This window comes from Chryseobacterium indologenes (assembly GCA_016025055.1).
In the GTDB taxonomy this organism is placed as follows: Bacteria; Bacteroidota; Bacteroidia; order Flavobacteriales; family Weeksellaceae; genus Chryseobacterium; species Chryseobacterium indologenes.
Genome location: CP065590.1, coordinates 437143 through 450574 on the forward strand (window position 1 = coordinate 437143; position 13432 = coordinate 450574).

At 38.0% G+C, this 13432-nt stretch carries 10 protein-coding genes; 2 read left to right on the forward strand and 8 right to left on the reverse strand.

Going from position 1 to position 13432, the window contains the following annotated elements; genetic code table 11:
• Window positions 1–104 precede the first annotated feature (104 nt).
• The 4 genes from H3Z85_01975 to H3Z85_01990 all read right to left on the reverse strand — a co-directional run bounded on the left by H3Z85_01975 (window position 105) and on the right by H3Z85_01990 (window position 4031).
• On the reverse strand, window positions 105–1454 hold the full coding sequence (locus H3Z85_01975; protein ID QPQ52294.1) for an alpha-glucosidase C-terminal domain-containing protein: 1350 nt from the start codon (window positions 1452–1454) through the stop codon (window positions 105–107).
• Window positions 1455–1548: 94 nt separating this feature from the next.
• On the reverse strand, window positions 1549–2145 hold the full coding sequence (locus H3Z85_01980) for a hypothetical protein (GenBank protein QPQ52295.1): 597 nt from the start codon (window positions 2143–2145) through the stop codon (window positions 1549–1551).
• 132 nt (window positions 2146–2277) lie between these two features.
• The gene (locus tag H3Z85_01985; protein QPQ52296.1) at window positions 2278–3309 is read right to left on the reverse strand and encodes a GHKL domain-containing protein; all 1032 of its coding nucleotides are present in this window, start codon (window positions 3307–3309) and stop codon (window positions 2278–2280) included.
• Window positions 3310–3356: 47 nt separating this feature from the next.
• A complete protein-coding gene (locus tag H3Z85_01990) occupies window positions 3357–4031 on the reverse strand; it encodes a response regulator transcription factor (protein ID QPQ52297.1) in 675 nt (224 codons plus the stop codon).
• 325 nt (window positions 4032–4356) lie between these two features.
• On the opposite strand from H3Z85_01990, the gene H3Z85_01995 reads away from it, so the two are divergent.
• Both H3Z85_01995 and H3Z85_02000 read left to right on the forward strand, forming a co-directional pair.
• The gene (locus H3Z85_01995; GenBank protein ID QPQ52298.1) at window positions 4357–7146 is read left to right on the forward strand and encodes a TonB-dependent receptor; all 2790 of its coding nucleotides are present in this window, start codon (window positions 4357–4359) and stop codon (window positions 7144–7146) included.
• Window positions 7147–7190: 44 nt separating this feature from the next.
• Window positions 7191–8615 (forward strand): hypothetical protein, encoded by a 1425-nt coding sequence (locus H3Z85_02000; GenBank protein QPQ52299.1) that lies wholly within the window; start codon window positions 7191–7193, stop codon window positions 8613–8615.
• A gap of 331 nt (window positions 8616–8946) precedes the next feature.
• Here the strand turns inward: H3Z85_02000 and H3Z85_02005 are convergent, their stop codons facing one another.
• The 4 genes from H3Z85_02005 to H3Z85_02020 all read right to left on the reverse strand — a co-directional run bounded on the left by H3Z85_02005 (window position 8947) and on the right by H3Z85_02020 (window position 13285).
• A complete protein-coding gene (locus H3Z85_02005; protein ID QPQ52300.1) occupies window positions 8947–10185 on the reverse strand; it encodes an amidohydrolase family protein in 1239 nt (412 codons plus the stop codon).
• A gap of 80 nt (window positions 10186–10265) precedes the next feature.
• Window positions 10266–11111, reverse strand: coding sequence for a helix-turn-helix domain-containing protein (locus H3Z85_02010; GenBank protein QPQ52301.1), 846 nt, complete (start codon window positions 11109–11111; stop codon window positions 10266–10268).
• Between the two features lie 145 nt (window positions 11112–11256).
• A complete protein-coding gene (locus H3Z85_02015; GenBank protein QPQ52302.1) occupies window positions 11257–11925 on the reverse strand; it encodes an ankyrin repeat domain-containing protein in 669 nt (222 codons plus the stop codon).
• A gap of 25 nt (window positions 11926–11950) precedes the next feature.
• Window positions 11951–13285 (reverse strand): amidohydrolase family protein, encoded by a 1335-nt coding sequence (locus tag H3Z85_02020; protein ID QPQ52303.1) that lies wholly within the window; start codon window positions 13283–13285, stop codon window positions 11951–11953.
• Between the last annotated feature and the right edge of the window lie 147 nt (window positions 13286–13432).

Consider the following 13432-nt stretch of genomic DNA (forward strand, 5'->3'; position numbering starts at 1 on the left):
GATCGTCCCTTCAAGGTCGCGGATCTTGCCACTCTTGGAGTACCGCTTTAATGATAGTAATTAAGATGTCATTGTTGAATACGAAACAGTAAAGGTTCCACTATTCACTTTTCAAAAACGACGTAGTCTGAAACTTTGAAACTGAAGGCTTTACCTTCGTCAAAATTTCTTCTCGTTTTATCGAAAACATTATTGAAAGCTCCGGATAAGTTCTGATCTTCTATTGTGAAATCTACAGGTTCTTTCGACATATTCAAGACAACCAACACTTCATTCTCTCCGTTTTTCCGTACATACGCAAGAATCTTATCATTGGCTGTTGTATTCAGGAAATAGGTAGTAACATGAGGATCTCCGCCTCTTAATGCAGGATTGGATGCTTTTAAGTTCAACAATGTTTTATAGAAATCAGCCATCAGATAGGTATTGGTCCATTTAATGGCATCTTTCTCAAAGAATTCCAGTCTTTTCATATTGGGAAGCTCCTGTCCTGAATACAATAGCGGAATACCATTCCATGTTGCTGAAAAAACCGCCATAGGCTTGGCAATTACTGCATATTTTTCATATTCTGAGCCGTTCCACGAGTTTTCATCATGATTAGAGGTAAACCATGCTCTCATCGAAGCATCTCCGATATTGGAATATTGAATGAGTAAATCTTTTAATTCCTGAAGAGGTTCATTGTTTTTGTAGTAATCTGCCGACTTGTGCATCCATTTCCATGAGTAGCTGGCATCAAAGACTTTTCCGTACTCTGGGCTTTCCAACTCATCAAATTCTCCCAGCCAGAAAAGGGGTTTTATTTTTTCTACTTCGGGACGCGCCTGCTCCCAGAAATCTACTTCTACCCACGAAGCCAGGTCGCATCTGAAACCGTCAATACTAGTTTCTCTCACCCAGAATTTCATAGCTTCAATCATAGCTTGCCTCATCTCCTGATTTTTGTAATCCAGTTCGATGATGTCATCCATGCCGGAAGCAATATGGAATTTTCCGTCCGGATCTTTTATATAAAATTCAGGATGTATTTTTGTCCATACATGATCCCAACCGGTATGATTGGCTACCCAGTCAATAATAACCTTAAATCCCAATCGATGTGCTTCATTCACCATATCTTTAAAATCATCCAGAGTCCCAAATTCAGGATTAACAGAGGTGTAATCAGCGGCAGCATACGGACTTCCCAGACTTCCTTTTTTATTGTGTTGAGCAATCGGTGTAATGGGCATCAACCAAAGTGTCTGCACGCCCATTGACTTCAATCGGGGCATTTCTTTTGCAAATGCTTTAAAAGTTCCTTCCTGGGTATATTGTCTGATATTTACTTCGTAGATATTTGTGGTATGTTTCCAATCTTTTGGCAATACTGTCATTTTTTTGGTTCTTTTTTGAGTGGTACAGGAAACAATTCCCAGACCAATGATAGCTAATAAAATTAATTTTTTCATTAATCTATTTTTAACAAAAGTAGGGATTGTTTTTCAGGTGAAAGGCTAAAAAAAGCCCCGGATTAAAATCCGGGGCCTATATTGTATTTCACTCTTACCTTTCGTCGTCGTTATCATCCTCATCATCGAAGACATCATCATTGTAGTCTTCTTCTTCCTCGTCATCGAAGCTGTCGTCCTCATCAGAGAAATTTCCGGTGGCACCGAAATCATCATCGAAGCCAAACTCATCATCCGTCAAAGGCATTGCTGATTTCTTTTTAGAACCACCTGCACTCCCGTTTTTGCTAGGCGCTTTTAGAGGAACATTTCCAAATCTGTATACTGTAATCGGGTAATTTACTGCTTTTGTTTCTTCAATGACTTCTATAAGTTCACAGAAGAACTCCCAAAGATCAAGAAGCCCGTACTGGAATTGTGCTTTGTCGCCTACATTTTCAAAAGCTTCATCAATGTATACGTCTGACATGATCTCGCCATCACCATCATCACTCATATCTTCCAATGGAACACTTTTTACTATCGTTCCGTCATTTTCTAACAGATTAAACGTAGAAAGCTCATCGCCCTGCAGACTGAATGCACTTTTAATTCCTAAATGTAAGTTCCATAACGTTTGTTTTCCCTTAACTTCAATGTCGCGGAAAATATCCTCTTTCGCATCTAATATTACGCGGATCTTGTAAACCATATCAGTTTCTTAAATTACTTTTTGCCTTTATAATTATGATAAATCTCTGGTGCAAATATATAATAAATGACATGTGACAAAAAAATATTTCTGGATTTTTTAAAATATTTTTTTTCTTACATTTTGCCGGAATTATTTACTTTTTTCAAGCATAAAACTAAACTTAGTTCCTTCTAGATAAACGCTTTCTACGGTAATGTTTTCGTTATGAGCCTCAAGAATATGCTTTACGATAGCTAATCCCAACCCGGAACCGCCTTCTCTCCTGCTTCTGCTGGTTTCGACACGATAAAATCTTTCGAAAATCCTTGGAAGAATTTCAGATTTGATCCCCATTCCGTTGTCGATGACTTCAATCAGGACTTTATTTTTTAAAACACTGGTTTTTACAATCACCTTTGCTTCCTGCCTGTTGGCATAGTGAATGGCATTGGAAATAAGATTAATAAATACCTGTGAAATTTTCTGTTTGTCTGCTTCAACAAAAATCTGTGGATGCAGGGTTTGAATTTGCATCGTCGTGTTGTGTTTCTCTGCTTCCAGGTCAAGAAGGTCAAAGATTTCACTGATAAGAAGGTTTACATCAAATCTGGAAACGGTAAGGTTGATCTCTCCGGCCTCCAACCTGTTGATCATATCAAGATCCGTGACAATGGCGATAAGTCTTTCAACGGAAATATCGATTCTTTCAAGATATTTGTCTCTGATGGTAAGATTATCCACACCGCCTTCCCTCAGGGTTTCAACGTAACCCTGGATAGAAAACAGAGGTGTCTTAAGCTCGTGAGATACATTTCCGATGTATTCTTTACGGTAACTTTCCATTTCCTTCATCATATCGATTTCTGTCACCTTTTGTTGGTTAAAATCGGAAAATCTTTCTCCCAGTTCTTTAATGGTGATATTTTCGTCGTTATCATGCACAATTTCCTGAGGGAGAATCTGGGAAAGTCCTTTTACCTGTTTTCTACCGTAATAATTGAAAAGTAGCTCCAGTACTACACAATTAATAATAAAGATCAGGACAATACATATTACAAGGCCCGTTGTAAAGTACGGAGTGCTGTAATAGATATCCTTTAGTGAGTCAAAAATAACTACTAAGAAAAGCATTACCAATGTCAGCAGACATGAGGCAACAAGAGTAAGCCTGTAAAATTTCAATTTTACAACGTTTTAAGATTGAACGTAAAGTTAGGATTTTTAAATGATTAAACGATCAGTTTATATCCGATTCCTTTTAAAGTCTGAATGGTATTGATCCCTAATTTTTCTCTAAGTCTTCTGATATGGACATCAATGGTTCTCTCTCCTACAATCACATCATTGCCCCAGACTTTTTCCAGAATTTCTTCTCTCTTGAAAACTTTTTCTGTGTTGGAAGCCAAAAGGTAAAGCAGATCAAACTCCTTTTTAGGAAGAAGAAACTGCTGACCGGCTTTGGAAACTCTGAAGTTATCTTTATCAATAACAAGGTCACCGATTTCAATAAGTTTTGCATTATCGGAAACCTGAGAGGTCAACTGTAATAATGCGTTTACTTTGGAGATAAGGATTTTCGGTTTGATCAGTTTTACGATATAATCATTGGCACCAGCCTGGAAGCCTGCCAACTGGGAAAACTCTTCGCTTCTTGCGGAAAGGAAAACAATAAGTGTTTTTTGAAGTTCTTTCACTTTACGAAGTTCCTGACAGGTTTCAATACCATCTTTCTCAGGCATCATTACATCTAGTAGGATCAGATCCGGAATAATTTCCTTTGCTTTTTCTATACCTTCGTTACCATTGGTGGCGGTATAGATATCATAACCTTCTTTTTCCAAATTGTAAGACAGAATCTCTAAAATGTCCAGTTCGTCGTCTATTAAAAGAATTTTTTTGCTCATCTTCTAGTTTAAGAATTCCCACAAAAGTAGTTATTTTCGTCGGGCTTCTTCATTTATGTTATGTTAACTAATTATTAAAAAACCTTCCACCTGCTTTTAATTTGAAAATTAATAATAAAAGCAGGTAAAAAATACACATAAACCAAATATACGAAACAAAGTTTGAAATAAACAAAAAAAATAACATCATAAGAAACATATTTCCACAACAAAAAATTAGAGTTATCTATTAACTTAAACTTCACAATTAATTAAAATTCTCCTAAAGTTTTCTTAAAAACTTAGCCTTTATTTTGCCCTTGAAAAAGAAGTAAAGAGAAGTAAAATGAAAAAACAACTCCACAAGAGCATTATGCTACTTGCCTTGTTTTCTGCTGGCTATGCTTTTGCACAAAGTCAGATTCTGGAAGGTAGGGTATTGGATGAGAAAGACAACACTCCTATACAGGGAGTAAAGGTAAAAGTAAATGATCAGGAAGTAACAACTGACATTTCCGGCTACTACTCTATCAATCTCTCGCCCGGAACCAATTATATTATAACGGTATCCTCCAATGGATATAACAAGAAGGAAATCAGTGAGGTTATTGTAAAAAATGAAGGTAACACTCATCTTGATATTGTGATGGACAAACCGTCTTTGAAAGAAAAGGAAATCGATGGAGTTGTCATCAGATCCAATGCTAGAAAAGAAACCATTGCCTCTACCATCGGCTTACAAAAGAATGCAGGTGTGGTTTCACAGGTAATCGGAGTGGAAGCGATTAAGAGAAGTCCGGACAGAAACACAGGAGAGGTTCTGAAAAGAGTTTCAGGGGTGAGTTTGTTTGACGGAAAATACATCGTTGTGAGAGGTTTATCCGATCGTTATAACCAGGCCATGTTAAATGGTATTCAGTTATCGAGTACTGAACCGGACAGAAAGACTTTTTCATTTGACCTTTTCCCGGCCAACGTTATTGAAACCCTGGTAATCAACAAAACATTTATTCCTGAATATACAGGTGAATGGGGAGGCGGTTTGATCCAGGTAAATACTAAAGACATTCCTAATAAAGATTTCTTCAATGTACAGGTAGGTGTAGGAGGAAACACGATCACCATGGGACAGGAATTTTTGATGCAGAAAGGTGGGAAATGGGACTTTTTAGGTATTGACGACGGTTTCAGAAAACTTCCTACGAATATGCCGGCAAAGAACGGATTCAGTATTTTGAACGAAGCTCAAAAAACTGAGATCGGTAAAGGATTTACGAAAAACTTCGGATTCAACAGTGTAGGTTATCCGGAAAATGTAAGTTTACAATTAGACGGAGGTTTCAATACCAAAGTTTTCGGGAAGGATCTTGGAGTGATTGCCGTTTTAAACTATAGCAATAACAAAAGAAGAACCGAATCCACTAACCGCTTCTTTACGATCAATGATCAACTGGCTGATACCAACTTTGATTATTATACTGAAAAATACAGCAACGATGTTATCCTTGGGGGAATGTTGAACCTTTCTTTGAAACTCAATAACAACAACAAAATCTCCTTAAAAAACATTATTACCAATAATACCGTGAACCATATGTCCTTCAGAACAGGAAAGGACTTTGAATTTGACCCGGTAAACGGAACCAATATTATCGCCAGAGAAATTGGATTTAAACAGACTACTTTTTACAACTCTACCATCAATGGTACTCATAAGATAGATGCTCTTGGCGGACTTACTTTTAACTGGTACGGAAGCTTTGGAATACTGGATCAGTATATCCCGTTACTGCAGCGTTTACAATACAACCAACACCCTGAAATGGCTGGTAGTCCTTACCTGGCTTTGATCTCTAACGGTCTTTCTCAAAAATCAGGTAGTGTTTTCTATTCTACGTTGAGTGACTACCTGTATAATGCGGGTGGAGACGTATCCAAGACTTTTACGTTATTCGGAGAAAAACAAACCATTAAAGGTGGATATTTGTTCCAGGTAAAAGACAGGATATATAATTCAAGACCATTCTCTGTGAGACTTGAAAGATATAACCAGGGATTACTTTCTCAATCATTCGAAAATATTTTCAATCCTGAAAATTTTGGTACAGACGGAAGGTTTACATTTGATGAAATCGCCGGAAACCAGTACAGATATATTGCCAATACGATTCTTAACGCAGGATATTTACAGTTCGACAATAACTTTACCCCTTGGTTGAGAGCGGTTTGGGGATTGAGAGTTGAAAATTTTGACCAGTTAGTGGGAAGTGCAAGAAAGAGTGATGACCGTTTTGTAAATACGCGTGTCACAGACTTCTTACCTGCCCTTAACCTTACCTTTAAGGTAAATCCAAAGATGAACATCCGTCTCGCAGGTTCTCAAACTGTGGTAAGACCGGAATTCAGAGAGGTTTCTCCTTTAGCATATTATGATTTTGATTTAGGTGCTACGGTAATTGGTAACAAATTTATTGAAAGAACAAAAATCACCAATGCAGATCTTCGTTGGGAATATTACCCGAGAACAAGAGAGATTTTCTCAGTGGCAGCATTTTATAAGAACTTCAAAAAACCAATCGAACTTTATTTCAACCAGTCTGGTGTAGGAACAAGTAATACCTTCAACTACCTTAACGTAGATAAGGCCGATGCCTATGGAATTGAAGCTGAATTCAGAAAAAAACTTGATTTCACAAGTGCTTTGAGAAATTTCACATTGGGTGGAAACTTCGCTTACATCAAAAACAAAGTAACGGATGAAGCTACTAAAATTGACAGACCAATGCAAGGACAGTCTCCTTACACCATCAACCTGAGCCTTCAGTATGACGCTGAAAAATCAGGATGGTCTTCTACAGTGCTTTTCAATATGATCGGAAGAAGAATCCTTTATGTAGGAAATGACCAGGTTCCACCAATCTGGGAAGCTCCAAGACCTCTTCTGGATTTCCAGGTAGCTAAAAAGATCTGGAACAAAAAAGGTGAAATCAAACTTAATGTTTCCGATATCCTGAACCGTCGTGCCAAATTCTATCATGACCTTAACGACAATGGTAAGTACGACAGCAAAGATGCTCTTGCTATAGAAAGAGTAACAGGAACCAATATCAGTTTAACACTGGGATACAATTTTTAATACAGTCAATATAATCTAATAAAAATAATTTAATTCTTTATAACATGAAAAAGTTCGTTTTATATTCTTTAATGCTTGGTGCTTTGGTATCCACTACCGCATGTAGAAACATAGAAGAAGATGGACCAACCATCATTCAGGGTGGAGGTAACGGAAACGGAGATTCTGAAAACCTTATTCTTTCAGGAAAAATCACATCCAATCTTACGCTTAAAGCTAATAAAATCTATAAGCTGAGAGGACTAGTATATGTAACAAACGGAGCTACTTTAACAATCGAGCCGGGTACTAAAATTGTAGGTGAAGCTGATAAAAATGGTGCTCTAATTATTACAAGAGGAAGTAAAATCATGGCAGAAGGTACTGCTGCCAACCCAATTATTTTCACATCAGACAAACCAAGTCCAAAAAGAGGTGACTGGGCAGGATTGGTGATCTTAGGAAATGCTCCTACCAATGCTTCTTTCAACAACCAGGCAGGCGTTGGAGAGATTGAAGGAGGAATCAACAACACTGAAGGTCTGGGTCTTTACGGAGGTAACAATGCCGCTGATAACAGTGGAGTTTTAAAATATGTGAGAGTAGAATATGCAGGCTATGCATTCTTACCAGATAAAGAGATTAACGGAATTACTTTCGGAGGTGTTGGTAACGGTACTGTTGTAGACTATGTAGAAGTTGCTTATGCTAATGATGATAGTTTTGAATGGTTCGGAGGAACGGTAAACTGTTCTCACCTAATTTCTTACAAAGGTCTTGATGATGATTTCGATACAGATAACGGTTTCTCCGGAAATATCCAGTTTGGTATTGCGGTAAGAGACCCTCAGGTAGCAGACGTTTCCGGTTCAAACGGATTTGAGTCTGACAATGATGCTAACGGATCTGCTTTAACGCCTCAGACATCGGCTACGTTCTCGAATATGACGATTATCGGGCCAATCAATTCTTCAAGTACCAGTACAAACGCAGGATCTATCAACTCTTTATTCCAACATGGGTTACAGATCAGAAGAAACTCTTCAATTTCTGTATTCAATTCTGTATTTACAGGATTCCCGATCGGTTTATTTGTTGATGCCACTAAAGGAACACCTACAGATAAGAACCTTACCAGTGGAAGCCTTGCTTTTGAAAACAATATTTTAGCAGGAAACACAACTCCTTTAAAATACGGAGCTTCTACTTCTTCTTCTTCTACAGGATACACTTTGGATAACCTTACGACGTTATTTAATTCTAAAGGAAATACCATCCTTGCGTATACAGCTGACGTAAAACTGGCGGGTGCATGGGCTCCTGCAGGAACAACTCCAAACTTCTCTCCTGCATCCGGTTCACCACTATTGACAGGAGGAACATTTACTCATGCTAAGTTGACTTCTTGGTTCAAACCGGTAACATACAGAGGGGCTGTAGCTGATGCTAGTGATACCTGGTATGCAGGTTGGACAAACTACAACCTATAAAATATAGTAGTTAGATTAATTTTATAAAGAGCTTTCGGAAGTATTTTTCGAAGGCTTTTTTTGTATAATTACGTTAAATAACAGATTTCAGGAATATTTTACATTAAGAGATGTTAATATTAGAAGACATCAATATCCAATGTTAACGATATAAGTTCTCGTTAATTTCTATTGCTTTATTAAATTTCGGCTAAAGCCAATGAAATCTGGATTATTATATTTGAGTGAGCTAAAGCCCACTCCTCCTGATGTCAATAATGATAAAAAGGCCACCGGAAAATTCCGGTGACCCATTACAAAAAACAAGTGTATAAAAAAATATACTATATCATTATTTTCTCCAAAACAGATTCCCGTCATTCATCAGGGCTTCTATCGGTGAGATTCTGGAAACAGCTTCTGCAGAACATGACGCATCAGCCAAAACAATAGCCGCCTCATCTCCGGGCTTCGGCCATTGCTGGTTTCCTTTATCATCCAAAGGAAGAATACTTTGAGTGGCAAACTGTAAAGCCCTTGACAATGCAAATTCTGTGGCATAACCATATAATTCTGCAATAAGATTTGCTTTCTGAAGCATGTTGCCAGATCCGAAAGTACTCCAATAGTCCTGTACATTATCATTTCCTACTAAAACATTTACCCCATATTTCTTCAATGTCGGAACAGGCATAATGGTTCCTCTGAAAGGTATCGATGATGCGATTCCCACTTTACCTTCTGCCAGTCTTTCAGCAATCTGCTCTGTTTCTTTTGGTGAAAGATGTCCCAGCGCAAAAGCATGGCTTACAAAAGTCTTACCTTGTAATTCAGGATTCTCGATTGCTTTATCGATAAGATAATTGATGGTCTTTATTCCGGACTCTCCTGCTTCATGAAGATGGATATCAATTCCTTTATGATGATCTAACGCTAATTGTACAGTGAAATCCATTACCTTTTCAATACTTCCGTCGATACTGAACGGATCCAATCCCCCTATAAAATCAACACTTTTCATTTGTGCGGCTTCTTTCAGTAAAGGAACAGTATCCGTATAATAGATTCCATGTTGAGGAAAGGCGACCAATTCTGTTTTAAAAGAATCTTTCTTACTGTTCAGGGCCTGTTCCAGATGCTCCAGAGATTTCAATCCTGAAGTGGGGTCAATATTGAAATGGGTTCTGACAAAATGGGTTCCGTAATGCTGTAATAAACTGATCAGCTGCTCTGCTCTTTCCACTGAAGTCTTCAACAGTTCAGGGATGATTTCCTGTTCGTAGGCAATCATATCCTTCACCGTTTTTCTTTTTGGGGAAAGCGTTTGCCATGGAAGTCCGTACCATGTTTTATCCAAATGGATATGCATATCTCTGAAAGCCGGAAGCATCAGATATCCTTTCGCATCAATTGCGTTAGAAGAATGTTCGTTAGATTTTACTGCTTGTATTTTCCCGTCTTCAATTTCGATACTGAAAAGATCTGTTTTTGTTCCGGTTACCTCTTCATTTTCGTATTCAAAACCTGTTTCCAGGCGGACATTTTTCAGGGAATATTTTCCTTTTGCAGTTAATTGATAGGGAAATTGCATGATGTAATATTTTAACAATACAAAATTACACCAGCTTGTATTCAAAACCGGTGTATCAATTATGTCTTGTTTTGTACAGATTATTCTTTAAACTGAGAAGGCGTCATCCCTGTTTGTGCTTTGAAGAATTTTGAAAAGCTGGCATGGTCGTAAAAGCCAAGATCATATACAATGTCTTTCACAGACATTTCCGAGACTTTCAAAAGCCGTTTTGCTTCCAGTAAAATACGGTCCTGAATCAATGACGAAGCGGAGGAATTCAGGTTCTTCTTGCAGACAATATTCAGATAATTGGCAGAAATGTTCAGCTTATCAGCATAGAAAGATACGGACCTTTCCGTTTTAAAATGCTCATCAATCAGCTGCAAAAATCTGGAGATGATAGGATTGGAATGATACATTTCAAAATCTTTAAAGGCACCTTCCATACACTGGCTTACCAATAGCCCAATAAGCTCACTCCTTTTCTGGATAAGCTCCCAAAAGACTTTTTCGCCTGTCAGTTCTTTTTGAATAGCTTTAAATTCATACCGGAAAGTTTCAAAAACGTCCTTTGAAAGGTTAATAACCGGATGATTCTGGTAATAAGAAGCGGAAAACCTCAATGAAGGCAGAAAGCTTTCAAACCAATCCCTGCTGATCATCAGCTGGTATCCTATCGTTTCCTTTTCAATAACCCATTGATGAACCTGATCCGGAAAAACAAGATGAATCTGATGGTTTTTTATCTGATATTCCGTAAAATCTATCGTGTGGGAACCTACTCCGTGCTCAAAAAGGTTGATGATAAAAAAATCGTGTTTATGGGGATCATCGATGGAACGTGCCCCGTAAAGTTCATTAAACAACAAATTACAGCCCATAAGCTGATTTTCGCTGAACTCCTGAATTCCTAAAATAGGAAAATGATCTGTATGATAACTCACACTACCTTAATTTCTCTTAAAATTAATAAAATTCCCCGGAGAAAAATTAAAATAACCACAAAAGAAACAAATCCCGAGTCTTTTGTGGTTAAATATCAACTAAATTATATGTCTGAAATTTCTACTGTTTGATCAAAATCCGGCGTTAAGATCTTAAGATTGCGGCAATCTCTTTAAAACCCAATGATTCTGCATGCTGCAAAGGCATTTTTCCAGAATGGTCAGGAATATTGAGATCCGCACCGTTATCTTTTAAGATCTGTACAATTTCCTGATATTTTTGCGAGCCGTTTCCAAGAATTACGGCTTCCATTAAGGCGGTCCAGCCTAAACGGTTAACATGATTGACCGGGAAGCCTTTTGTTTTCACCAATACTTTCACCGTTTCCACATGTCCACGCTCACAGGCAGGAATCAAAGCGGTACCGTTATACCTGTTGAAAACATCAAAACGCGCTCCGTTTTCCAGAAATAATCTGACCAATTCTGTTTGTCCACTTGCTCCGGCATACAAAAACGGACTGTCCAGCTGCTTATCCTGAAGGTTAACATCTGCTTTATGGGAAATCAGAAGCTTTGCCATTTCCGGTTTATTTTCCAGGGTAGCTATCAAAAGTAAAGAACGTCCTTTTTTGTCCTGGGTATTCACATCAGTACCGTTCTCCAAAGCCGACTTTACGCCAGTAAGATCATTTTTCTTTACCAGATCTGTAATACGGGTCTGTTGCATAATATTTTCTTTTGAATGACTATCAGATTTCACTTCACAGGCATTCAGGCTTCCAAACGCCAAAAGAAATACCAGGATTTTCATAGCTTTTCATTTTTGAGGTTAATGATTAAAAAACAACATTTCCCTGATGTACCAGTGATTCCACATTTGAAATTCTTGATACAGCTTCTGCTGAGCAGCTTGCATTCAGCAATACAAAGTTGGCCGGGTCTCCGGCTTTAGGCCATTGCTGAGTTCCTTTATCATCCAATGGAAGTACGTTCCCTGTAGCGAGTTTTAAACTTCTAGATAAGGCAAACTCTGTAGAATATCCATATACCTGGGCCATTAAATTAGCCTTTTCCAGAACACTTCCGGTTCCGAATGTATTCCAATGGTCTACAATACTGTCATTCCCCGTCAGTACCGTTACATTATGTTTGTATAAAGTCGGAATCGGCATTACCAGTCTTCCGAAAGGAATGGTAGAAACAATTCCGATCTGAGCCTCAGCTAATTTTTCAGCAACTTCTTCCTGCCTGGATGCTTCCAGTTTTGCCAGAATAAAACAGTGGCTTAGGTATGTTTTGCCTTTTAAAGCAGGGTTTTCATTCACCTTTTTGATCAGGTATTCTACAGTTTTCAGTCCGGATTCTCCTGTTTCATGCAGGTGAATATCAATTCCTTTGTTGTTGTCTAAAGCCAGCTGAACAGTAAAGTCTACTACTTTTTCGATATTTCCGTCAACATTGAAAGGGTCTACTCCACCGATAAAATCAACATCCATCTTAGCAGCCTCTTTCAGATAAGGTGCTGAATCCGTATAAAACACTCCATGTTGCGGAAATGCGACCAATTCCGCTCCAAATCCTTGCTTTTTATTATCCAGGGCTTTCTGGAGGTTCTTTAATGACTGCAGTTTTGAAGTTGGCTCAATATTCACATGACTTCTTGCATATGAAGTTCCTTTTGACTGCAATAATTCTATCATTTTCTCTGCCTTAAAGGTTGAGTTTTTAAGCATTTCAGGAAGCATTTTCTGCTCCAGTTCTATCATCCCTTTGATTCCTCCTGTTCTTTTGCGGACTGCCTGCCACTTATCGCCATAAAAAGTTTTATCTAAATGGATATGCATATCTTTAAATGCCGGAAGCATTAAAAATCCCTTGGCGTCTACCCCTTTGGCGCTCGGTTGGTTCGGTGCAACCTTGGTGATCTTACCGTTTTCAACTTCTACACAAAATAAATCCGTTTTTGTTGAAACGACTTCTCCATCCTCATAGGTAAAACCTGTTTCCAGGCGAACATTTTTAAGGCTGATTTTTCCTTTTGCCGAAATATTCTTATCCTTAAAAAAAGGTGATGCTGTCATAATACCAGGTAATAAAGTGAATCCCGCTACGGCCCATGCGGAGCCTTTTAAAAAATCCTTACGAGATATATTATGGTCTGAGCTCTTCATATCCAATCTATTTATTACAAAATTAAAAAGAACGGATAGGAACACAGTGTACGGTTTATCACAAAATCTGTATCATTTATGCTTTCTCGACGGCTTTAAGAATAAACAGCACAAAAATTCATTGTTTATCATTTTTTTATTACAAGG

What these genes read in the sequence shown, in the direction of transcription:
- H3Z85_01990 (QPQ52297.1), bottom strand. Translation starts at nt 4,031, where the DNA reads ATGAGCAAAAAAATTCTTTTAATAGACGACGAACTGGACATTTTAGAG.
- H3Z85_02000 (QPQ52299.1), top strand. Translation starts at nt 7,191, where the DNA reads ATGAAAAAGTTCGTTTTATATTCTTTAATGCTTGGTGCTTTGGTATCC.
- H3Z85_02015 (QPQ52302.1), bottom strand. Translation starts at nt 11,925, where the DNA reads ATGAAAATCCTGGTATTTCTTTTGGCGTTTGGAAGCCTGAATGCCTGT.
- H3Z85_02005 (QPQ52300.1), bottom strand. Translation starts at nt 10,185, where the DNA reads ATGCAATTTCCCTATCAATTAACTGCAAAAGGAAAATATTCCCTGAAA.
- H3Z85_02020 (QPQ52303.1), bottom strand. Translation starts at nt 13,285, where the DNA reads ATGAAGAGCTCAGACCATAATATATCTCGTAAGGATTTTTTAAAAGGC.
- H3Z85_01975 (QPQ52294.1), bottom strand. Translation starts at nt 1,454, where the DNA reads ATGAAAAAATTAATTTTATTAGCTATCATTGGTCTGGGAATTGTTTCC.
- H3Z85_01980 (QPQ52295.1), bottom strand. Translation starts at nt 2,145, where the DNA reads ATGGTTTACAAGATCCGCGTAATATTAGATGCGAAAGAGGATATTTTC.
- H3Z85_01995 (QPQ52298.1), top strand. Translation starts at nt 4,357, where the DNA reads ATGAAAAAACAACTCCACAAGAGCATTATGCTACTTGCCTTGTTTTCT.